This window comes from Erwinia sp. PsM31, from assembly GCF_030433775.1.
Taxonomy (GTDB): Bacteria; Pseudomonadota; Gammaproteobacteria; order Enterobacterales; family Enterobacteriaceae; genus Erwinia; species Erwinia aeris.
On record NZ_JARUWZ010000030.1, the window covers coordinates 1 to 19,645 of the forward strand.

20 protein-coding genes and 1 tRNA gene are annotated in these 19,645 nt (G+C 58.4%); 10 read left to right on the plus strand and 11 right to left on the minus strand.

Annotated features, from left to right (window positions below; genetic code table 11):
• Positions 1–550 precede the first annotated feature (550 nt).
• Positions 551–841, minus strand: a complete 291-nt coding sequence (locus QCD69_RS18565) for a DUF1435 domain-containing protein (protein ID WP_253461132.1) — start codon at positions 839–841, stop codon at positions 551–553.
• A 240-nt stretch (positions 842–1,081) separates the two neighbouring features.
• On the opposite strand from QCD69_RS18565, the gene QCD69_RS18570 reads away from it, so the two are divergent.
• The 3 genes from QCD69_RS18570 to QCD69_RS18580 all read left to right on the plus strand — a co-directional run bounded on the left by QCD69_RS18570 (position 1,082) and on the right by QCD69_RS18580 (position 3,961).
• A complete protein-coding gene (locus QCD69_RS18570) occupies positions 1,082–2,167 on the plus strand; it encodes a GGDEF domain-containing protein (protein ID WP_301253066.1) in 1,086 nt (361 codons plus the stop codon).
• Positions 2,168–2,598: 431 nt separating this feature from the next.
• Entirely contained in the window at positions 2,599–3,393 is a 795-nt protein-coding gene (gene fhuF, locus QCD69_RS18575) for a siderophore-iron reductase FhuF (RefSeq protein ID WP_301253067.1), read from the plus strand.
• Positions 3,394–3,493: 100 nt separating this feature from the next.
• Positions 3,494–3,961: a YbaK/EbsC family protein gene (locus QCD69_RS18580; protein WP_253455539.1), complete on the plus strand. Its 468-nt coding sequence runs from the start codon at positions 3,494–3,496 to the stop codon at positions 3,959–3,961.
• A gap of 7 nt (positions 3,962–3,968) precedes the next feature.
• Here the strand turns inward: QCD69_RS18580 and QCD69_RS18585 are convergent, their stop codons facing one another.
• Complete coding sequence (locus QCD69_RS18585) at positions 3,969–5,177, minus strand: MFS transporter (RefSeq protein WP_253455542.1); 1,209 nt, start codon at positions 5,175–5,177, stop codon at positions 3,969–3,971.
• 207 nt (positions 5,178–5,384) lie between these two features.
• Between QCD69_RS18585 and QCD69_RS18590 the strand changes: the two genes are divergently transcribed.
• From QCD69_RS18590 to QCD69_RS18605, 4 genes are all read left to right on the plus strand, one after another.
• Positions 5,385–5,861: a DUF2946 domain-containing protein gene (locus tag QCD69_RS18590; RefSeq protein ID WP_301253070.1), complete on the plus strand. Its 477-nt coding sequence runs from the start codon at positions 5,385–5,387 to the stop codon at positions 5,859–5,861.
• Positions 5,862–5,935: 74 nt separating this feature from the next.
• Entirely contained in the window at positions 5,936–7,348 is a 1,413-nt protein-coding gene (locus QCD69_RS18595; protein WP_301253071.1) for a PepSY-associated TM helix domain-containing protein, read from the plus strand.
• A gap of 91 nt (positions 7,349–7,439) precedes the next feature.
• The gene (locus QCD69_RS18600; RefSeq protein WP_253455550.1) at positions 7,440–7,748 is read left to right on the plus strand and encodes a type II toxin-antitoxin system RelE/ParE family toxin; all 309 of its coding nucleotides are present in this window, start codon (positions 7,440–7,442) and stop codon (positions 7,746–7,748) included.
• Between the two features lie 24 nt (positions 7,749–7,772).
• Positions 7,773–8,099: a HigA family addiction module antitoxin gene (locus QCD69_RS18605; protein ID WP_253455553.1), complete on the plus strand. Its 327-nt coding sequence runs from the start codon at positions 7,773–7,775 to the stop codon at positions 8,097–8,099.
• Positions 8,100–8,105: 6 nt separating this feature from the next.
• Here QCD69_RS18605 and QCD69_RS18610 read toward each other — a convergent pair whose 3' ends face one another.
• From QCD69_RS18610 to QCD69_RS18620, 3 genes are read right to left on the minus strand one after another with little or no spacing between them, the layout of a single operon-like run.
• Positions 8,106–9,083 carry a nucleoside hydrolase gene (locus tag QCD69_RS18610; RefSeq protein ID WP_301253073.1) on the minus strand — a complete coding sequence of 326 codons (978 nt, stop codon included), beginning with the start codon at positions 9,081–9,083 and terminating at the stop codon, positions 8,106–8,108.
• Entirely contained in the window at positions 9,083–10,114 is a 1,032-nt protein-coding gene (locus tag QCD69_RS18615; protein WP_301253074.1) for a LacI family DNA-binding transcriptional regulator, read from the minus strand. The genes QCD69_RS18610 and QCD69_RS18615 overlap by 1 nt, the downstream gene beginning before the upstream one ends.
• Positions 10,115–10,162: 48 nt before the next feature.
• Positions 10,163–11,539 (minus strand): MFS transporter, encoded by a 1,377-nt coding sequence (locus tag QCD69_RS18620; protein ID WP_253455562.1) that lies wholly within the window; start codon positions 11,537–11,539, stop codon positions 10,163–10,165.
• Between the two features lie 561 nt (positions 11,540–12,100).
• Between QCD69_RS18620 and QCD69_RS18625 the strand changes: the two genes are divergently transcribed.
• Entirely contained in the window at positions 12,101–12,667 is a 567-nt protein-coding gene (locus tag QCD69_RS18625) for a histidine phosphatase family protein (RefSeq protein WP_301253075.1), read from the plus strand.
• A gap of 118 nt (positions 12,668–12,785) precedes the next feature.
• Positions 12,786–13,520 (plus strand): SDR family oxidoreductase, encoded by a 735-nt coding sequence (locus tag QCD69_RS18630; RefSeq protein ID WP_301253077.1) that lies wholly within the window; start codon positions 12,786–12,788, stop codon positions 13,518–13,520.
• On the opposite strand, the gene QCD69_RS18635 is transcribed toward QCD69_RS18630, so the two are convergent.
• Positions 13,514–14,413, minus strand: coding sequence for an AraC family transcriptional regulator (locus QCD69_RS18635; protein ID WP_301253145.1), 900 nt, complete (start codon positions 14,411–14,413; stop codon positions 13,514–13,516). The genes QCD69_RS18630 and QCD69_RS18635 overlap by 7 nt on opposite strands.
• Positions 14,414–14,820: 407 nt before the next feature.
• Here QCD69_RS18635 and QCD69_RS18640 point away from each other — a divergent pair.
• Positions 14,821–14,896: transfer RNA gene (locus QCD69_RS18640), tRNA-Ile, on the plus strand.
• A gap of 187 nt (positions 14,897–15,083) precedes the next feature.
• Here QCD69_RS18640 and QCD69_RS18645 read toward each other — a convergent pair.
• From QCD69_RS18645 to QCD69_RS18665, 5 genes are all read right to left on the minus strand, one after another.
• Positions 15,084–15,302 (minus strand): ogr/Delta-like zinc finger family protein, encoded by a 219-nt coding sequence (locus QCD69_RS18645; RefSeq protein WP_301253080.1) that lies wholly within the window; start codon positions 15,300–15,302, stop codon positions 15,084–15,086.
• Positions 15,303–15,380: 78 nt separating this feature from the next.
• Complete coding sequence (locus QCD69_RS18650) at positions 15,381–16,538, minus strand: phage late control D family protein (RefSeq protein ID WP_301253082.1); 1,158 nt, start codon at positions 16,536–16,538, stop codon at positions 15,381–15,383.
• Positions 16,535–17,050, minus strand: coding sequence for a phage tail protein (locus QCD69_RS18655; RefSeq protein ID WP_301253084.1), 516 nt, complete (start codon positions 17,048–17,050; stop codon positions 16,535–16,537). Before QCD69_RS18655 ends, QCD69_RS18650 begins: the two co-directional genes overlap by 4 nt.
• 1 nt (position 17,051) lies before the next feature.
• Complete coding sequence (locus QCD69_RS18660; protein WP_301253085.1) at positions 17,052–19,511, minus strand: phage tail tape measure protein; 2,460 nt, start codon at positions 19,509–19,511, stop codon at positions 17,052–17,054.
• Complete coding sequence (locus QCD69_RS18665; RefSeq protein ID WP_125287881.1) at positions 19,504–19,626, minus strand: GpE family phage tail protein; 123 nt, start codon at positions 19,624–19,626, stop codon at positions 19,504–19,506. Before QCD69_RS18665 ends, QCD69_RS18660 begins: the two co-directional genes overlap by 8 nt.
• Positions 19,627–19,645 lie beyond the last annotated feature (19 nt).

The following is a 19,645-nucleotide window of genomic DNA, read 5'->3' on the forward strand; positions in this document are numbered from 1 at the left end:
TCAGGTGTTAGTGTTCTTACGGACGTGAGGGTTCAAGTCCCTCTCTTCGCACCACGTTGAACGCTCTTTTCTGCGCTTTTATCCTCTCGCATTACCCCTTTTCTGTTTTTACCTTCTCTGCTTTCAATATCTGTTTTTGCTTCTGATGCCGATACCTGCTTCGCCGTCATGCTTCCGTACGCGCTGACTATGCGGTAATTTGCCGTCTATAACATCGCCATGCTGCTGCACGGCTTGATCTTCCAGGGGATCGCCAGGTCACTGCATGGGATTTGTCGTCTACGGCATCGCCAGACTGCGGCATAACGCTTTATCGTTCACGAGATTGCCTCGCCGCTGCATAATGCTTTATCGTTCACGAGATCGCCGCGCCGCTGCATAACGCTTTATCGTTCACGAGGTCGCCGCGCCGCTGCATAACGCTTTGCCGCAGCGGATTGCTATGCTCCCGCCGCCAGGTTCCCCGTCGAGCTGGCCAGCCGCGCCAGCAGGCGTATGCCTGATACCAACGTTCCCACCGTCATTCCACCGCTGGCTTTATCGCAGGCCGCTATTTTATCAGCGCGCCGAAATTAACCGAGATCGCTATCATCCCGCCCGCCAGCGCCAGGCAAGAAGGCAGCAGCAGATAGTGGCGCAGCCGTTTGTGATAAAGCATGACTACCGTCGCCAGTAGCGCGGCCACCATTACCAGCCGCCACTGGTTGAAAGAGAGATTCAGTAACGTAATCAGCGGCATAATCGCGCAAGGAAGCAGCGCTCCCCAGGCACTTTCCAGTTTGTTTCCTGCCATCCAGCCTGTTCCCCCTGTGCCGCAAGCGGCTTTTACGGCGGTCTGCATCGCTTTGCTCGCGCCACTAATGATAATGATTCCCAATAGCATATAAGAACTCCTATCATTTTGCAGCAAGATTTCTTGACGTGTCTTTACGCCCGATGATGACACCAGTGTTATTAAGTGTTAAATTGTCGGCGCCTTACTATTATTAAATCCATATAATAACAACAGCAGACTCTTCCCGGCATGGTCCTTTTTTCAGGCCAGGCCGTGCGCTATTCAGGCAGTCATGAGTAGAAAAGAATGAAATTACAAAGCTATAATGAATTGCTTCACAGCAAATATCGGTTTTCGCTGATGCTATTTCTCTTTTTAAACACAGCAGCGTCTTTATTTTATATTTACAGCAGAAAAGAAAAAACCGGCGCGCCCACGCTGATTATTGCTTTGCTCAGCGGGCTGTTATTGTTATGGACATTTTTGCGTCCCAGAGGGAAATTTCCGCTATTAAATATCGCGGCGGTAACCACCGGTCTGCTCTGGGCCTGGCAAATTGTCCTGACATTTGAATTAATTTTCTATTTTGATAACAGTTTTTTGCTGCTCAGCCTGTTCTGCGCCTTTTTTATCGCGGCCATTGCGTTGAACGATAATCTGCTGGCATTTTGTCTGCATACCGCGCCGCCTTCGGCGGCGGTGGTCGTGCTGGATCGCGGCCAGAATACGGCGATTATCGCCTTCACTATCCTGCTGCCGCTGGTGGGCTTTACGCTGAACCATATCCTGCAAAGACGGCGGGATCGCTTTACCCGACGCCTGGTCAGCCAGCTCTACGAAGAGAAAGAAGCCTGGAGCGATCTGAGCATGCTCGACCCGTTAACCGGCCTGTATAACCGGCGGGGCTTGATGAACCGGCTGAAAAATATATTTGATAATCATGCAGGTAACCATTTTGTTCTGCTGCTGGATATCGATCATTTTAAAGCCTACAACGATAACTATGGGCACGCGATGGGCGACCAGGCGCTGGCACGCGTTTCAATCGCCATCCGCGACGCCGTGCGTTCCCGCGATATCGTGGCGCGCTACGGCGGCGAGGAGTTCCTGGTGCTGCTGACCAACGTTAACGACGCCATCGCGATGAAGCTGTCGGAGCGTATTCGTCAGTACGTGCACGAGCTGGAGATCCCGCATCTGTTTAACGAGCGCGTCGCCACACACGTTACCCTCAGCGCGGGCTTTGCCCCAATAATCGATGAGGATTTTGACAGCGCGGTCGCCAATGCCGATCGCGCGCTCTATCTGGCGAAAAATCGGGGACGGAATACTATTCTTTCTTGGGAAGCGCTTAGTCAACACGATCTGAACAAACCTGCTAACACGCTTTAATGCTTTCACCGGCCTGAACAATTCGGGTCGGTGAAATAAATTTGCCTTAATATCCCCTCCCCTGCACCAGTCTTATTTGATTTATATTCATTAAAAAGAGCCAACCTGCCGGAAACGTTTTTTTTCAGAATTCCTTTATGCGTCTTTAAGGTAAATTCCGCTACGAGTTTTTATTATTCATATACTGAGTAATTATTTTCTGTATCCGGCCAGCCTAAAATCAAATTAATGGCCGGACAAAACTTGCGGAATCGTTACCGCACGATTTTTTCCCGCCTGCGACATTAATGCAAATTACTTTATTCAGAAAATACCGTGCTTTTTGGCGTCCGGGCGACGGAAAAAATGGCGCTTGTTTGTCCGCCAGGCCTCAGATACAATCAAGAACGATTATCATTTGTTTTCCCACTTAGATTGATGCCGGATAACCCATGAGCACACTTCGTCGTCAGGCCCCAGATTCAGCGGTTTCTCCGCTTATCTTTCTCCAGAGCCATCGCCCGCTGGCCGGTTCGCTACGTGCGCTGTTCAGCGAGCATCGCGCTTACTTTCTGGAGACAATCAGGCTGAACGAAGCGGCGCCTGCCGGCTGTTTAACGCTGGAGCAGTGGTCGCAGCCGGAGGCGTTCGCCCGGCTCAACGCGCGCTACGGCGATTTTATTTATCGCGCTCACGGCGACCAGGAAAGGGAAAACAAACCGCTGCAATCGCTCTGGGCGCAGTGGTATCTGGGTCTGCTCCTGCCGCCGCTGATGATGGCGCTGCTGCTGGAAAACCGCGCGCTGGACTGCTCGCCGGAACATATTCACGTTGAGTTTCATGAAACCGGCCGCCCCGCCGCCTTCTGGATCGACGTGCAGGAAGATGAAGAGGCGCGCTACCTCAGCCCGCGTCGCCGGATGGATCGCCTGATCCAGCGCTGCCTGATCCCGATCGTAAACGGAATTGAACGGCACGGCGATATCAACGGCAAGCTGATCTGGAGCAATACCGGCTTCGCGGTGCACTGGTTCCTGGGCGAGCTGGCGCCGTTGCTGGGCGAGAGCCTGCGCGCCGAGCTGGAGCACGCATTTTTCTTCTCGCGCTCGCTCGCCGATGGCGCCGACAATCCTTTTTACCGCACCATGCTGCCGCGAGACGGCGAGATGCAGCGCCGCACCTGCTGCCAGCGCTATCGTTTGCCTGACGTAGAGCGCTGCGGCAACTGCACGCTCAAGCCCGTCTGACCGCCCTTCCCGCCCCGAAAGGTCTCAATTTTTTCCTGCCCGTTTACAGCCGGGCCGCTCTGTGGCAGCTTTATCGCCCCGAACGTTAAGGAGCTGGAGCATGAGCCTGGAGTCTGTACGGCAGTTCTTTGCCGAGCGCGCGCCCGATATCGGCATTATTGAGCTGGCGGAGAGTACCGCCACGGTGGCGCAGGCGGCGCGTGCCCACTACGTCAAGCCGGGGCAGATAGCCAAAACGCTGTCGCTGAAGGTAAAAGACAGGGTGATATTGATCGTGACCTGTGGTGATTTAAGACTGGATAACCGCAAGCTGAAAGCGGTGCTGGGCGCGAAGGCGCGGATGCTCAGCACCGATGAGGTGGTGAGCTGGACGGGCCATCCCGTCGGCGGCGTCTGCCCTTTCGGCCTGGAAACGCCGCTTCAGGTGCTGTGCGATGTGTCGCTGCGGCAGTATGACGAAGTGCTGCCCGCGGCAGGCTCCATCTACAGCGCGGTGCGTATTTCTCCCCAGCTGCTGGCGGAGCTGACCGACGCCACCTGGGTAGACGTCTGCCAGCCGCCGGGCTGAAGCCGTTTTAGTTTTCCTGGCGGGTGATGACTTTGCCCTGCGTTTCCCTGCCAAAGGCGACGATAACCGCAATCAATACCGCCACCGTTCCGGCCACTATCGCCATCGCCAGGCCGTAATTATTGCCGTGCGCTTCGGCAATGCCGGACTGGAGCGTGGCATTGACCGACGCTATCAGATTCCCCAGCTGGTAAACGAAGCCCGGCAGTATCGCTCGCGTATTGGCCGGCACCAGTTCAGTCAGCCAGGTCGGCACCACGCCCCACGCGCCCTGTACCATAAACTGCATCAGAAACGCGCCCAGCCCGATGGTGAACGATCCGCTGGAAAAAGCCCACAGCGGCAACACCGGCAGCGCCAGCAGCGCGGCGATAATGATCGCCTTCTTGCGGCCGATTTTCTCCGACAGCGAGCCGAAAAAGACGCCGCCCATCATCGCGGCAATATTGTAGGCAATGGCGATCAGGCTGACGGTATGCGGGTCGAAGCCGTGCTGCACCTTCAGGAAGGTTGGATAGAGATCCTGCGTGCCGTGGCTGAAAAAGTTAAAGCAGGCCATCAGCCCGACCAGATAGAGGCACAGCTTCCAGTGCTTACGCACCACCGGCAGCAGCGCCACGCTCTCTTTCTGCGCTCTGGCGGCCAGCCAGACCGGCGATTCCGGCACCTTAAACCAGATAAACGGCAGCAGCAGCACCGGCATCGCGCCAATCAGGAACATGCCGCGCCAGCCGACAGACGCATAGCAAAGCCCAAAAATAATCGAGGCCAGCAGATAGCCTGCCGGATAGCCCGCCTGAAAAATGCCGGACATCAGCCCTCGGGAACGATCGGGAATGGTTTCCATCGCCAGCGACGAGGCCACGCCCCAGACGCCGCCCATCGCAATGCCGTAAATCACGCGCAAAATCAGGAAGGTGGTAAGCGTAGGCGACCAGGCGGAGAGCAGCTCAAACAGCGAGAAAAGCAGGATATTGCTCATCAGGATCGGGCGGCGGCCATAGGTTTCTGCCAGACGGCCAAACAGCAGCGCGCCGATCGGCCGCACCGCCAGCGTCAGCATGATCGCCAGCGACACTTCCGCCACCCCAACGTGAAAATTCGCCGCGATATCGCTCAGCACGAAAACCAGAATAAAAAAGTCAAACGCATCCAGCATCCAGCTGGCAAAACTGGCGAAGGCCACGTTGCGCTGGGTAGAAGTCCAGTCAAGCATATGAAGTTCCTGTCTTGCAGACGGCAAAATCCGCCAGGGAAGGCGGCGCAAATGTTAACTATTTGTTTATAGCATGTAAGAAGTTGCTAAAGGCCGAAGCAGTTGTCAGCCTTTAATTCAGGTTGTAAGCAACCTTTTCACAACAGAGGTGAGTGAATTTGCTACACTGGCCACCGTTTATTCGCTGGCGCCGTTGCCGTTGAGGATATGCCAAACCTTTCGCTGATTAAAATGCGGCGTAGTTGCCTTGCCGCCTGGCTTGGCCTGCTTGCCGTCATGCTGCTGTTTATCGCGCCGGTGATTTCTAAATCGCTGGTGGCGTCGCCTGCGTGGCACAGCATAATGATGCCGGGCATGGCGATGGATGAGGCGATGATGGCCGATGCCGCCATGATCGGCCACGCCGGGATGGCACACGACGACGCGTCCGCGATGCCTGGCGAGAGCGCCACAGTAGCGGAAGATAACGGTCGCGCCAAAGGCGGACCTCCCCTTTCTGTAATGGACGACAGCGCCTGCGGTTACTGCGTGCTGCTGGCCCATCTGCCGCTCGATCTTACCCGGCTGCCGCCGCTCTGGTCGTCGCTGCAGGCTGCCAGACTGCCCGCGCTGCCGCTGTTCAGGCCCGTTGTCGCCCGCTTCGTTCCCCACTTTTTCCATCCCCGCGCGCCGCCGCGCCGCTAAGCCGTCCCGCTAAAAAAGCGTCGCTTTTGCGACAGTCACCTGCTTATGCCTGGATTCAGGCGGATGGAATTCCTATGTCAGAAAAAAGCCTGGCGCAGCCTTTGCGCGCCGCCACCACTCACGGCGCGCTGCTGCCGCTGCTGCGTCGCCTGCATTTTTATATCGGGCTGTTTATCGCGCCTTTTATTTTTATCGCCGCCCTGACCGGCACGATCTATGTGCTGACGCCGCAGCTGGAAAATGCGCTCTATAGCCACCAGCTGTTTACCGATAACGCGGAACCGGCCAGGCCACTCGCCGACCAGGTGCGCGTGGCGCAGGATTTTGTCGGTGCCGATCTGCCGATCGCCGCCGTGCGTCCCGCGCCTGCGCCGGGCGAGACCACGCGCGTGATGTTCACCACGCCGACTTCCGGCCCTTCTGAAAGCACGGCCGTTTTTGTCGATCCCGCCACGCTGGAGATCCGCGGCATGCTGCCGGTTTACGGCACCAGCGGCGTGCTGCCGCTGCGCACCTGGCTGGACTATCTGCATCGAAATCTGCTGCTGGGCGACCTCGGCAGAAACTACAGCGAGCTGGCCGCCAGCTGGCTGTGGGTCGCAGCGCTTGGCGGCGTGCTGCTGTGGGCTGCCGGTCGACCAAAGCAGCGCGCCAAAGGACGCGGTCAGCCGATCCTGCGTCAGCGCTACTGGCACAGCACGCTGGGCGTGATCCTGCTGCTCGGTCTGCTGTTCTTCTCCGCCACCGGCCTGACCTGGTCGCGCTGGGCGGGCGATAATATTTCCGCTCTGCGCGCCCATTTCGGCTGGATGACGCCTGCCGTCAATACCTCGCTGCTGCCCGATAAACCCAGCCCGATGGACGAACACGCCGGACACCATATGACTTCATCCGCGCATCACGACATGCCGGGCATGGCCATGCCGAAAGCGGCCGCCGTGGCGATGACGCCAGCGCAGTTTGACGGCGTGGTGCAGGCCGCGCGCGCTGCGGGGATCCGGGCAGAGAAAATAGAAATCCGGCCGACCACGAAAGCCGACAAAGCCTGGATCGTCAGCGAGATCGACCGCCGCTGGCCGACGAAGGTGGACAGCGTCGCGGTGGATCCGGCCAGCTTTCGCGTGATGGACAAAGTGACCTTTGCGCAGTTCGGCCTGCTGGCAAAACTGACCCGCTGGGGCGTGGATGCACATATGGGCGTACTGTTTGGCCTGCCGAACCAGCTGATGCTGGCAGCGTTTGGGCTGGGACTCTGCATAATGATTGTGCTCGGCTATCGTCTGTGGTGGCTGCGGCGCCCTGCCGCTGCCCGGGGCTGCCATCCGGCGGAAACGCTGATCTATCACTGGCGCCGACTCGGCCTGAGCGCGCGTTTTTTGCTGCTGGTCTGCATCGCGACGCTGGCGGTCAGCCTGCCGGTGATGGGCGTCAGCCTGCTGTTGCTGCTGCTGATTGACGCGCTACGCTGGCAGCGGGCAAAAAGCTAGCGCGCGCCGTTTGCGTCAGGCACATCTGCACTTGCGCACAGTGCAGTTGTGCAATAAAGTATTGGCCAGGCGTCACACGGAGGTGGCAAAAATGCTGAGAAATATCGACAGTTTTCGGGACAAATGGTTGGAGGATTTTTTCCTGTATAACAAGTCGCACCGTCTTATCCCGGCTGATATTCAGTCAGCCCTGGCGCGCAAACTGGATATGATTAATGCAGCCGTCACCTGTAAAGACTTACGATCGCCGCCGGGCAACAGATATGAAGAATTGAGGCCGCCGCTAAAAGGCTACTCTTCGCTGCGGGTTAACGAACGGTACAGACTTATATTTAAGTGGCTCGATGGCAAAGCGGTCGATCTGTATCTGGATCCACATCGTTATAAAACATACCGTTAGCGCAACGTTGATTTGGAGAAACTAATGAAACAGGCTACACGCAAACCCACCAGCGTCGGAGATATTTTGCTGTACGAGTACCTGGAGCCTTTAGATCTGAAAATCAATGATTTAGCAGAGATGCTCAACGTACATCGCAATTCAGTCAGCGCGCTGGTGAATAACAACCGTAAGCTGACGCCCGATATGGCGTTCAGGCTTGCCGCCGTCTTTGATACCAGTATCGCGTTCTGGTTAAACATTCAGAACAGCCTTGATATCTGGGAGATAGAGAACGATGCCCGCACCCAGGAAGAACTGAGCCGCGTGGTTTCCGTGGCCGATTTCCTGGCGCACAGAGGGGCGGCCTGAACGCCCCTACCCTGCCAACGCCTGCTCCAGCATCGCCAGCAGCCTGGCGTTATCCACCGTTTGCAGCACGTGCGCCAGCCCGCCGGTCAGCTCGCCCACGGCCGTATCGACCCGTAGCGGCAGACGATAGCGCCAGGATTTTCCACGCGTCATGCCCGGCCGCAGCTCTACATCGACATAATAATCCGCCGCCGTGGCGACGCGCTGATCGATCAGCCATGCCATCACCAGCGCATCATGGATCCAGCAGCCCGGCAGCCTGCGGGTTTGCATGGAATAGTCGAGCCAGGGCCGCAGCGTTTCACCAATGAATCTCGCCAGCGGCGTATCAGGCGCGGTTATCCGTTGCAGATCGACATGGGTCAGCATCGTGCGGGTAGTGACGTCCATCGGCACCAGCGTAATACAGGCGCCGCAGGTCAGCACCCGTCGCGCCGCTTCAGGATCCAGACCAAAATTGGTGTCTTTGATAAAGTCGTCCAGCGCAAACACGCCGCCCATAATGGCGATTTCCTGCACGGCTTCCGCCATTTGCGGATAGCGCTCCAGCGCCAGCGCGACGTTGGTCAGCGGCCCAATCGCCACCAGCGTGATTTTGCCGGGATTAGCGCAAATCAGCCGTCCCATCGCATCGGCGGCCTCTTCGTCCGGCGCCTGATAAGCGCGGGGCGGACGAACATTCTGCCAAAAGTGCGCCAGCTGCGTATGCCAGACGCGGTTATCCAGCGCCTCGCGCCAGGGTTGCGGCGGCTCCGCTAACGCCCTGTCGGCGCCTTTATAGACCGGCACGTCCAGCTCAAGCCTGGCTAACAGCGCCTTTGCCACGTTAAAACCCGTCTGGCTCGGCGTATTGCCCGCCACGATAGTGATCATCTCCAGCGAGATGCCGGGCGAGCCGATCGCCAAAGCCAGCGCCAGGCCATCGTCCACGTTCGCGCCGACCACGCCGTTGCCCGGATCGCAGTCGATTATTACTCTTTTCATTAGTTCTGCACCGCAGCGGAAACAGGGCCACAGCCGCAGGATTCTCCAATCTGCAGCTGGTGTGAAAAATCGCTTAGCTGCACCTCGCTTTGCGGCGCGGCCAGCATCGCCAGCGCTTTTTTCGCCATCGCATCCACCGGCTGGCGTACCGTCGTCAGGGAAGGCACATGAAAAGCCGACTGCTCCGTCCCGTTAAAACAGACCAGCGCCATATCCTGCGGCACGCGGAGTCGCTGCTCTGCCAGCGCCCGCACGCAGCCGATAGCCTGTAGCTCGTTAGAGGCAAACAGCGCACGGGGAAGCGCGCCGCCGCGCAGCATTTTCTTTGTTGCCAGGTAGCCGCCCTCGCGCGTGTAGGCTGCCGGGAAAATCCACTCGGGCCGTGCCGGGATGCCGAAATCCGCCAACGCCTGTCGCCAGCCTGCCAGACGATCCTGCGCGTTATACATCTCCGGCGGGCCGCTGATTATGCCAACCTGCTGGTAGCCGTGGCTGAGCAAATGCGTGGTGACCTGATGTGCCGCCTCGCGCTCGTCCACGCGGAGAATATTGACGTTCAGCGCCGGATCGACGCGATCGAGCATCACCAGCGGCGTACCGCTGGCCTGGATAATATCGATATAGGGATGACGATCGACGCTGTTGTAAAACAGGCCGTCAACCTGCTGGCTGAGCAGATTGTTGATCAGCTCCAGCTCGCGCTGGCGGCTGTTGCCCGCGTCGCCCAGCAGCATCACCATGCCGTTGCTCAACGCTTCCTGTTGCAGGGCGTGCGCGAAAGAGGCGATAAACGCGTTGCCGATATCCGGCACCACCAGCCCGTAGGTTTTGGTCGTGCCCAGCGCCAGCGCTCTGGCCAGGCTGTTAGGGCGATAGCCGGTTTTCCGCACCGCCTCCAGCACGCGCAGCCGGGTCGCTTCCGCCACCGGCCTCGGCCCGTTATTGATCACATAGCTGACCACCGCAACGGAGGTACCGGCTTCTCTGGCTACATCGGCACGCGTCGCCCTCTCAGAACTTTGTCTCGCCAACGTGGCACCTCTTTTTCCTGACGGGCGGCGCAACCCGCCCGCGTTATATCAGATGGCATCTTCCGGCGCGTTAAGATCGCGACCCCGGGTTTCCGGCGCCACAAAGGTGGTCAGAAATCCGATAGCCGCCATCACGGCAAAATAGCTGGCGATCGCCCACCAGTGGCCGGTCCAGGATAGCAGCGCCGCCGCAACCAGCGGTGCCGTGCCGCCGGAGAGGATAGACCCCAGCTCTTTGGCGGTCGCCATTTTAGTGTAGCGGTGTTTTACGCCAAACAGCTCTACACCCCAGGCCGCCTGCACGCCGTAAATCCCCAGCGAGGCTAATCCCATGCCCGTGACGATCACCGCCATCACGACAGCCGGTTCGCGGGAGTCCAGCAGCATAAAAGCCGGAAAAGCGTAGAGGATCAGCAGCAGGCAAAACCAGCGGTAGACAATACGGCGACCAAACCGGTCAGAGAGCCAGCCCGCAAAAGGAATAATCAGGAATCCCAGCAGCGAGGCGATAAATACCGCCGAGGTCGCCACCGATTTATCCACCGCCAGCACCTTCACCACGTAGCCGATCATAAAGCCCTGCGCCAGATAGGAGGGGCCGTTTTCGCCGATGCGCAGGCCCAGCATCACCAGAAACGAGCGGCTGCGCTGCCAGAAACTGCGGTCGGCGGCGGGCTGATACATCACCAGCTTGCCTTCGCGTGCCGCCTGCATCTCTGCGTTTTTACGCTCGAACACCGGCGTTTCTTTCAGGTGACGACGGATCCACAGCGCCAGCAGCGCAATCAGCGAGCTGCACAGAAAGGGAATGCGCCAGCCCCACGCCTGCAGCTGCGCCTGATCCATCTGCACCACGGCCAGCCAGACCAGCGAAGCGATCAGCGTACCGCTGTTCGATCCCAGCGCGATAATCGAGGAGACCAGACCACGCTTTTTGGCTGGCGCATATTCTCCCAGCATCACCGTGCCGCCGGAGAGTTCCGCCCCGGCGCCAAACCCCTGGGTAAAGCGTAAAATCACCAGGCAGACCGGCGCCCAGAAGCCGATAGTGGCATAGCCGGGAATAAGACCAATAAGGGTGGTAGAGAGGCCCATCAGGATGATGGTGGTGACCATCACTATCTTGCGGCCTTTGCGATCGCCCAGCCAGCCAAAAAAGAGTGCGCCGATGGGACGGGCAATAAAGCCGACTGACCAGGTGGCAAAGCTCGACAGCAGCGCCATGGTGGGCGTAGCGTTGGGGAAGAATACGTCGCCGAAAATGATGCCGGCCGCCAGGCCGTAAAGCGCGAAGTCCGCATATTCCATCGCGGTACCGAGCCAGCAGGAGAAGGTCGCCCGCCAGAAATCCTTACGCCCTTCCGGCGTGGTCAGACGCGCATCCGCTGCGGAAACAGCGTCCTGCCGGGTGCTTTGTGTCAACATGAAAAATTCCCTGATATGAGGAGGTCTGTATCGCCTTCCCTGGCTACCTGCTACGTGGGCGATCCGCCAGTGAGGACGTGCTTTTGCTGAGCCATGATTAAAGGTCAGTAACGGGTTCCCTGGTGTTGGACTTCGTTTTGTTTACTTTGCGTCCGCTGATTTAAGGTATCAGTCGTTTAAAACGTAAAGTAAATTTGACCTTCACTGGACAAACAAGCCTCGTCACCGTGAATTTTCAACGCGCCGCCATTGTATCTACGCGCGTAGATAAATCAAGCCACCTGACGAAACAAATTAGCCTTTCTTCACATTCATTAAAAAAACAGATGATATAATTTGTTTTAAATCATAAAGTTAATTTACGTGAAAATTTATGCATGCGGCTTTTTGCCAAAAAACCATGCAAAGCGTTTACTTAAGTACAATTATTGCGCTTTTTCGCGCTGGCATCAGCGGCTGCACTCTATCGCTGGCAGATTGCAGTCGGATGACAGGTTAACGATCGGCAGGCCCGGGTTTCTCAGCGCGCTGCCGTTCTTAACGTTACCTTTGAGGAAACCGATGACTATTATCCTGATGCGCCATGGTAAACCCGATCATCCTCAGGGCGGTCCTCTGCCCGCGCTGGCTATGGCAGCGTGGTGCGAGGCGTACGATATGTCGCAGGTAGAGGATATGCCGCCGGACAGATGCCGCCAGGTTGCCGCCACGGCGGACTATATTGTGGCCAGCCCGCTGCCCCGCGCACGCTCCTCGCTGGAGAAGCTGGGGCTGGAAGCGGCTGACATCGATCCGCTGTTCAGCGAGGTTTCCCTGCCCGTGATGCGGCTGGGCTATCCCCATCTTCCTCCTGGCTTCTGGCTGTTGGCATTGCGCCTGATGTGGCTGGGTGGCTATGCCGGAACGGTGGAGTCTTATCAGCAGGCGGAACAGCGGGCGCAGCAGGCAGCCGCCAAGCTGATTGCGCTGTCGGCACGCGGCAACGTGCTGCTGGCCGGGCACGGCATTATGAATAAACTGATCGCCCGACAGCTGCGTAAACAGGGCTGGCTGGCCGAGAAGCATGCCAGCAGCCGCCACTGGAGCACCGCCATTTACCATCCGCCTTTTATTCCGGCGGACGCGTAGTTTCAGAGGATCGGGCAAGCTTTAAAGAGCCACGGCTATTTTTCCTGCGCGGCAACCCGCTTACGCTGATGACTGCTGACGGAGATGCCGTTCAGCCGTTCTCTTATTGGAGGTTTCCGTGTCTGAACTGAAAAATAAAATCGTTGCTATTACTGGTGCCAGCAGCGGTATTGGCGAAGCAACCGCTCGCTTGCTGGCCGCTAAAGGCGCTCGCGTCATGCTGGGCGCCCGACGTGTGGATCGCCTGACGGCGCTGGTCGAGGAGATCCGCGAGGCAGGCGGCGAAGCGCATTCAATGGCGCTGGACGTTACCCGCCCGGAACAAGTTGAAGCTTTTGTCGCTGCGGCGCAGCAGCATTTTGGCGGGCTGGACGTCATGATTAATAACGCTGGCGTGATGCCGCTTTCGCCCCTGTCGGCGCGCAAGGTGGATGAGTGGAATCAGATGATCGACGTGAATATCCGTGGCGTCCTGCACGGCATCGCCGCGGCCCAACCGGTAATGGAACAGCAGCAGCACGGCCATATTATCAATATTTCTTCCATTGGCGGTTTGAGCGTTTCCCCTACCGCTGCGGTTTATTGCGCGACGAAATTCGCCGTACGGGCGATCTCCGACGGACTGCGGCAGGAAACGGATAAATTACGGGTGACGGTTGTTTCCCCTGGCGTGGTGACGTCTGAACTGGCGGAGACGATCAGTGACGCATCCGCTCGTGAGGCGATGAAAACGTTTCGGCGCGTGGCGCTTGATGCCGACGCTGTCGCCCGTGCTATCGCCTGGGTTATTGCTCAGCCTGATGAAGTGGATGTCAGCGAGCTGGTGATCCGCCCTACCGCCAGTCCTTACTGATATGACCCGGCCAGGCTACAAGCCGGCGCCAGCCGTAATATTTCCTGCATATACTGCGCCTCCTGCTGCGGGCTTCGGCCAAAAAAGCGCTTAAACTCCCGGCTGAACTGCGACGGGCTTTCATAGCCCGTCTCTGCCGAAGCCGCGACGGCAGAAAATCCCTGTCGCACCATTAACAGCCTGGCCTGATGCAGGCGCAAAGACTTGAGATACTGCATTGGCGAACTTTGCGTGACGGCCTTAAATCGCGCATGGAAATTCGCGCTGCTCATTCCCACTTCACGTGCCAGGTCGGCTACTTCCATATGCTGCTGATAGCGGGTTTGCATTATCTGTAACGCGCGCGCGATTTGCGCAAAGTATCCCTGATTCGTTAATGCGGCCCGCAGCGCAGCGCCCTGCTCGCTGACCAGTACGCGATAGTAAATTTCACGCAGCAGCCCTGGCGCAAGAACCTGAGTCTCCTGCGGCGACTGCAACGCTTCAAGCAGGCGTAACACGCTGTCTCCCAGACGCTCATCAAGCGGCGTGGACAGCATACTTACCGGCTCCACCTCCGCCGCAAAGGGCAGTTGCAGCGTAACCAGCAAATCCGCGAGCACCTGTAAATCCAGGCGCAGCGCCACGGCCAGCATCGGTTCTTCCTTTGAGGCCTCTGTCTGGCTGATAAAAGGCAACGGCACGGCCACCACCAGAAACTGCTGAGCATCGTAGATATAAACGTTGTCGCCCAGGAAACCCCGCTTGCGTCCCTGGCAGACGATAACGATGGAAGGCTCATACAGCACCGGCGTTCTCTCCAGCGGCACATCAGAACGCAGCAGCCGCACTTCTTCCAAAGCCGATTGGGTGTAACCATTGCCTGGCGCCAGCCGGGTTATTAAGGCCGCCATTTTTAGCCGACGGCGTTCAGATGAGGAAAGATTATCGGCCACGGTCAGTCTCTGTAAGGGATGAACATAACGGCCCGCGCTTTTGTTGACGGCTTGCCGGACAGGATAAAGAACAGATTAGCCAGGATGCTGAACCAAAAACAACCCGATTCAGAGAAGAGAATGGAATGGCCAGGCGCAGGATGCTGGATGCTGGCGGCAGGCGGCAGGCGGCAGGCGGCAGGCGGCAGGCGGCAGGCGGCAGGTGGCAGGTGGCAGGTGGCAGGTGGCAGGTGGCAGGTGGCAGGTGGCAGGATAATAGTTTGTTATTCAATCATTTCTACATTTAACCTGATGCCTAAAAAACAGACAAACAGTGGTGGATAGCTGGATTGCATCCGCAAGTTACTTTATAATCCCGCGCCACAGGCCCCTTAGCTCAGTGGTTAGAGCAGGCGACTCATAATCGCTTGGTCGCTGGTTCAAGTCCAGCAGGGGCCACCAGATTTAGTGATGAAAATCATGCAGTTAAGCCACTTCGCAAGGAGTGGCTTTTTTGTTCTTATGGGGCGATGTCCCTTTTTCGTCCCCTCGCCTTTTCTTTTTGGCTCTTGTCCCTCCCTTTTTTTAACTACCTAAGAAACTGAATTACTTTTCTTCAGATGAAAAAAACCCGCTTTCGCGGGTCGTATCAGTGAAGCAACGAAGGTTGCTGCTCGTTGTGAGTAAAAATTGGCACTCTACTAACTTGCCCAGGAGAAACGATCATTCCCGCTATGCTTTCGTGCGTTTTGAAAGTGCAGCTGCAATTGATGTTCTGGCACTGGTGGTAGCGCTCTTTTGTTTCTTTGGAAATGTAGCGGCTGCTTTTGGCATGGGCAGCTGTCTGGCAAAGCGGGCAATGCATCATTTATCGGCTCTCCTTATCGGGACAACCTTTATTAGACTAAATCAACTTAAAATACAATTTATTTCGCAATAATCTAATTTACTCTTCGCTTTCTGCTTCATATTCCACTTGCGATAGCAGCACCTCAAACTCAAGCGCCGTCGTGTAGCCGCTGCCGCTCAGGCTGTGCGTCACCTTGCTGATTAGCCACGGCTGCGCGTCGATCACCGCCTTGAACCCGCTTACCCTTACCGGCGTTTCCGGAAAGAGATCCGCCCGGCCCATTGCCAGCGTCAGCGAAAACTCGGCGACGCCGCGCTGGAGCTTGTCCCATTTTGCCTTTGCGGCGCGCATCGCGGCGGCCTTTGTGGCGTAAACCGTGGTCAGCGTAAACACGTTGTCTTCCGTGCCGGCCAGATAGTCGCCCTCCTTTGCCTCCGGGGTTTTGGTGGCGGTGGCCTTTTTCTTTCTGGCCGCCGGATGCTCCAGCGCGCGCAGGTGCTTTTCCTTCGGCTTGCGCTTCACCTTTACCTTCTTCGGCTTCGGATCTCTGGTGTGCAGCCAGCTGGCCGACACGCCGGTATACGCGCCCCGGTCGGCAATGCTGAAGCTGTGTCGGTCGCCGTCCTGTCGCGTAATGTTCAGCTGCGGGATCGGTTTGCCGCTGGCCGTCACGCCGCTGCCCGGACGCAGGAACAGCAGCTTTCCTGCTTTCACAGCGGCCACCGCGCCGTAAAGCGTGGCAAGCCGCGTCAGGAAGGCCGCGTCGGTTTCCTGCGTCTGGTCGATATGGCTCACCGCCTGCGTGGCGAAACCTGCGGCCAGCGCCGCCTTCAGCTTGTTGCGCTCCGCTACCTGCTTCACCACGTCGCCCAGGGTGGTGTCGTGATAAGACACCTCGCGCCGCGAGTTAAGCGTCCCGCGAAAATCTGCGCTGCGCGCACGGATCGTCATGGTGTCCGGCGCGCCGTGGTGCTCCACCTCGTCAACCGTGAATTCCCCCTTGCCGACCAGCGCCTGGCCCTTCCAGCCGAGAAACAGCTTAATCACCGCGCCGCGCACCGGCATCGCCAGCAGCCCGTCGGCGTCGTCCAGCTCAAGGTCGAGCTGGTCGGCCTCAAAGCCCCGGTTGTCGGTCAGCGTCAGCAAGATAAGCCGGTCGCGGATATTAGCCGTGACGTCCTTAGAGTTTACCGACAGCATAAAGTCCGGGGCCATCTGCGCACCCGCCTGTATTGCCATGCTGCTGATACTCATGACAGCAGCCCGCCCACGGCTGCGGCGGCGGTTTTCGCCTGGCTGATAACGAACGTGACCTGGCCCGGCAGGCTGCCCGCGCCGCTTATCAGCCCGTCGGCCTGCTTTTTCAGGTCGCCAAACATCGACGTTAACGACTCGTCCACGCGCTTCAGGCTCAGCGTAAAGGTGATTTTCAGCGCGCTGCCGTTGCTTAAAAACTCGCTGTGCGAGGCGGAAAAGTTCTCCGTGACGTACATCCCGTAAATAGTGCCGTTGCCGCCAATCAGCGGCCACGCCCGGCCCTCGTCGGCCAGCAGCTTAAAGCTCAGCAGCGAGACAGCGCCGCCAGTCACCTCCGGGCGCAGTTCGCCGGTCAGGGTGATTTTTTCATCGCCCACGCCGAGGAACTGCGCCGACGCCCGCTGCCCGACACGGCTGTTAGTGGGCCAGCGGTAGTCGATATTCTGCTGCATGTCCGAATAGGGCAGCGTCTGGCGCATAAACGGCAGCAGCCCGTAAATCATCATCATGTTATTCCCATCCCATTTTGCTGCGCTGCTGCGCCTGGCGGTTGCGTTGCTCACGGGCCTGATGCTGCGCCATCAGCGCCAGCGCATCGTCTTTGGTCATACCCGGATGCATGTGGATATCGTACTGATAGTTGTTCTGGCTCTGGTCGCTGTAGCTGCCCGCCGCCGGGGACGTTACCGGCTTATAGGCCGGGCCGGTATCGGCCAGGCTCCACGGCAGGCCGTTCGGCGCGACCGGGTCGTGTTTATCCTTTGGATTGTTCGGATCGCCTCCCGGCACCTTGTCCTTCAGGTCGTCGGACTTGCTGTCGATAAGGTGCAGCTTTTCCAGCATCCAGGTGATGCCGTTTGTAAGCTGGTCGAGCGCCTTGCCGGGTATCTTCAGCCCCTCGGCCAGCGCGTTGCCAAACTTCTTGCCCATGTCCCCGGCGTTTTTCAGCTCCGCCTGCGTGGACTTCACCGGCTCCAGCAGCTTTTTAAACCAGTTCCATGCGGCCTTAATTTTTTCCGTTACCCAGTCAAAGACGGGCTTCAGCGGCGAAAAGGCGTCGCTTATTGGCCCCGCTGCGGCCTTAAAGCCCTCGGCCACGCCCGCAATAAACGCCTTAATCGGCTGCCAGTATTTACGGATCAGCAGCGCCCCGGCGACGACGGCGGCCACCACAAGCGCGACCGGCAGCGTGATGGCGCCCAGCGCGGTTGTAATGGCTCCGCCTACCACGCTGAACACCGATCCAAGCAGCCCCGCGCCAGCAATAAGCATGTTAATCCCGGTAATTACCGGCCAGGCAACCAGGCCGATTGCCCCCAGCGCGCCCACAAAAATCAGTCCGGCCGTGGCGGCTTTGGTAATTCCTCCGGCCAGTACCGGGTTTTTCTGGATCCAGCCGTCCACGTTCAGCAAAAACTTTGTGGTCTGCTTTGTCAGCGAGCGCAGGGTCTTATCAAGGCCGTCAAACAGGTCGGTGCCGATAGCCTCTTTGGCAGACTGCAGTTCTTTAAGATCGCCGCCGAGGTTGTCCTGCTGCACGTTGACCAGCTTCGCCGTGCTGCCGTCCGATCCCTGAAAGGTTTTCGTCAGTTTGTCCAGCTCACCGCTGGCGGCGGATTTCATCAGCGTGACGGCTGCCGACGCGGCCTCCTCGCCGAAGATGGTCTTCAGGTATTCCGCCTGCTGGGTATCGCCGAGCCTGTTTTTATCAAAGGACTTTTGCATCTCCTTCAGGATGGCGAAAAACGGCCGCAGGTTGCCCTTGCCGTCGGCGGTCTTTACGCCCAGCTCTTTTATTGCCTTGAACGCCTCGCCGGTCGGCCCCTGCACGCGCAGCAGCATGGCACGAATGCCTGTACCGGCCATGCTGCCGGTAGTGCCGTTATTTGCCAGAGCGCCAATCATGGCCGCCGTCTGCTCGGCGCTTACCTTCGCATTTTTAGCCACCGATGCGACGTAGGGCATGGCGTCGCTCAGGTCGTCGAATTTGGTCGCGGTTCTGTTGAGCGTCGCGGATATCACGTCGCCCAGGTGCGCGACCTCGCTGTTAGCCAGCCCAAAGGCATTTTTAGTGCTCATTAAAAGCTCGGCGCTTTCCTCCATCGTGCGGTTATTTGCCAGCGACATATTCAGCGTAACCGGCGTGGCCGCCTTAATGTCGTCAACGTTCGCGCCCGATTTGGCGATAACGATTTGCGCCTGCGCGGCGTCGTTGGCCGAAGCCGCCGTGTTGTCGCCGATGCTGCGCGCCTGGGTGCGCAGTGACTGAAAGTCGGCGGAGTTTTTATCAAGGCCGAGCGTCGCCTGCAGCGTGGAGTTCGCCAGCGCGAAGTCGTAGCCGGGACGCAGCACGGAAGAGGCCGCGACCGCGCCGACCGTGGCGGCGCCGACACCGGCCGCGCCGACGTTGCGCATTTTCGCCGACAATTCCTGGCCTTTGCGGTAGCGCTCGCCGGTCTGGTTCAGCCGCTCCTGCTGCTGACTCAGGCGCTGCAGCTCCATTTTCTGACGGCTCAGGCTGACGGTTGCCTGGGCGGCGGCGGTTTTCAGCCGCTGCTGCTCGCTGCCGAGGCTTTTGGTGGAGATCCCGGCGGCGTTCAGCGCCTCGCGCTGCTGCTGCACCGACAGGCGCAGGCTGTTGCTTTTGGTCTGCAGCGCGCTGGCCGCCTGCCGGGCTTTTTCCAGCGCGCGGGCCTGCGCCGTGGTGGGATTTTCGGTATTTTTAAAGGCCACGGCCAGCGCGGCCGCTTCCGCCTTCGCGTCCTTCAGGCTCTGCTGCGTGACCGCCAGCTGTGCGCTTGATTTGCGAAAGCCGTCAATCTTCGCCGCCTGCGCGTCCAGTTCCTTCAGGCTGCTTTGCGCGTCGCGGATGCCGCCCGCCAGCGCCTTGGTCTGGTTCTGGATGGCCTTAAAAGGGCGCGTCGCCTGATCCACCGCCTTCAGCAGCACCTGCAACTTGAGGTTATTCATCGGTTTTTACTCCGCTGCGAATGATGGCCTTGTGCCGCCAGTCGATAAGCTCGGCCAGCGGCATGGCGTACATTTCAGACGGCGGCCAGTGAAACACCGTCGCTATGTCCGCCATCAGGTCGTTAACGGTCAGC

Excerpts from the sequence above, each read along its gene's own strand:
- QCD69_RS18565 (WP_253461132.1), bottom strand. The coding sequence starts at position 841 with ATGCAGACCGCCGTAAAAGCCGCTTGCGGCACAGGGGGAACAGGCTGG.
- QCD69_RS18570 (WP_301253066.1), top strand. The coding sequence starts at position 1,082 with ATGAAATTACAAAGCTATAATGAATTGCTTCACAGCAAATATCGGTTT.
- fhuF (WP_301253067.1), top strand. The coding sequence starts at position 2,599 with ATGAGCACACTTCGTCGTCAGGCCCCAGATTCAGCGGTTTCTCCGCTT.
- QCD69_RS18580 (WP_253455539.1), top strand. The coding sequence starts at position 3,494 with ATGAGCCTGGAGTCTGTACGGCAGTTCTTTGCCGAGCGCGCGCCCGAT.
- QCD69_RS18585 (WP_253455542.1), bottom strand. The coding sequence starts at position 5,177 with ATGCTTGACTGGACTTCTACCCAGCGCAACGTGGCCTTCGCCAGTTTT.
- QCD69_RS18590 (WP_301253070.1), top strand. The coding sequence starts at position 5,385 with ATGCCAAACCTTTCGCTGATTAAAATGCGGCGTAGTTGCCTTGCCGCC.
- QCD69_RS18595 (WP_301253071.1), top strand. The coding sequence starts at position 5,936 with ATGTCAGAAAAAAGCCTGGCGCAGCCTTTGCGCGCCGCCACCACTCAC.
- QCD69_RS18600 (WP_253455550.1), top strand. The coding sequence starts at position 7,440 with ATGCTGAGAAATATCGACAGTTTTCGGGACAAATGGTTGGAGGATTTT.
- QCD69_RS18605 (WP_253455553.1), top strand. The coding sequence starts at position 7,773 with ATGAAACAGGCTACACGCAAACCCACCAGCGTCGGAGATATTTTGCTG.
- QCD69_RS18610 (WP_301253073.1), bottom strand. The coding sequence starts at position 9,083 with ATGAAAAGAGTAATAATCGACTGCGATCCGGGCAACGGCGTGGTCGGC.
- QCD69_RS18620 (WP_253455562.1), bottom strand. The coding sequence starts at position 11,539 with ATGTTGACACAAAGCACCCGGCAGGACGCTGTTTCCGCAGCGGATGCG.
- QCD69_RS18625 (WP_301253075.1), top strand. The coding sequence starts at position 12,101 with ATGACTATTATCCTGATGCGCCATGGTAAACCCGATCATCCTCAGGGC.
- QCD69_RS18635 (WP_301253145.1), bottom strand. The coding sequence starts at position 14,413 with ATGGCGGCCTTAATAACCCGGCTGGCGCCAGGCAATGGTTACACCCAA.
- QCD69_RS18645 (WP_301253080.1), bottom strand. The coding sequence starts at position 15,302 with ATGATGCATTGCCCGCTTTGCCAGACAGCTGCCCATGCCAAAAGCAGC.
- QCD69_RS18650 (WP_301253082.1), bottom strand. The coding sequence starts at position 16,538 with ATGAGTATCAGCAGCATGGCAATACAGGCGGGTGCGCAGATGGCCCCG.
- QCD69_RS18655 (WP_301253084.1), bottom strand. The coding sequence starts at position 17,050 with ATGATGATGATTTACGGGCTGCTGCCGTTTATGCGCCAGACGCTGCCC.
- QCD69_RS18660 (WP_301253085.1), bottom strand. The coding sequence starts at position 19,511 with ATGAATAACCTCAAGTTGCAGGTGCTGCTGAAGGCGGTGGATCAGGCG.
- QCD69_RS18665 (WP_125287881.1), bottom strand. The coding sequence starts at position 19,626 with ATGGCGGACATAGCGACGGTGTTTCACTGGCCGCCGTCTGAAATGTAC.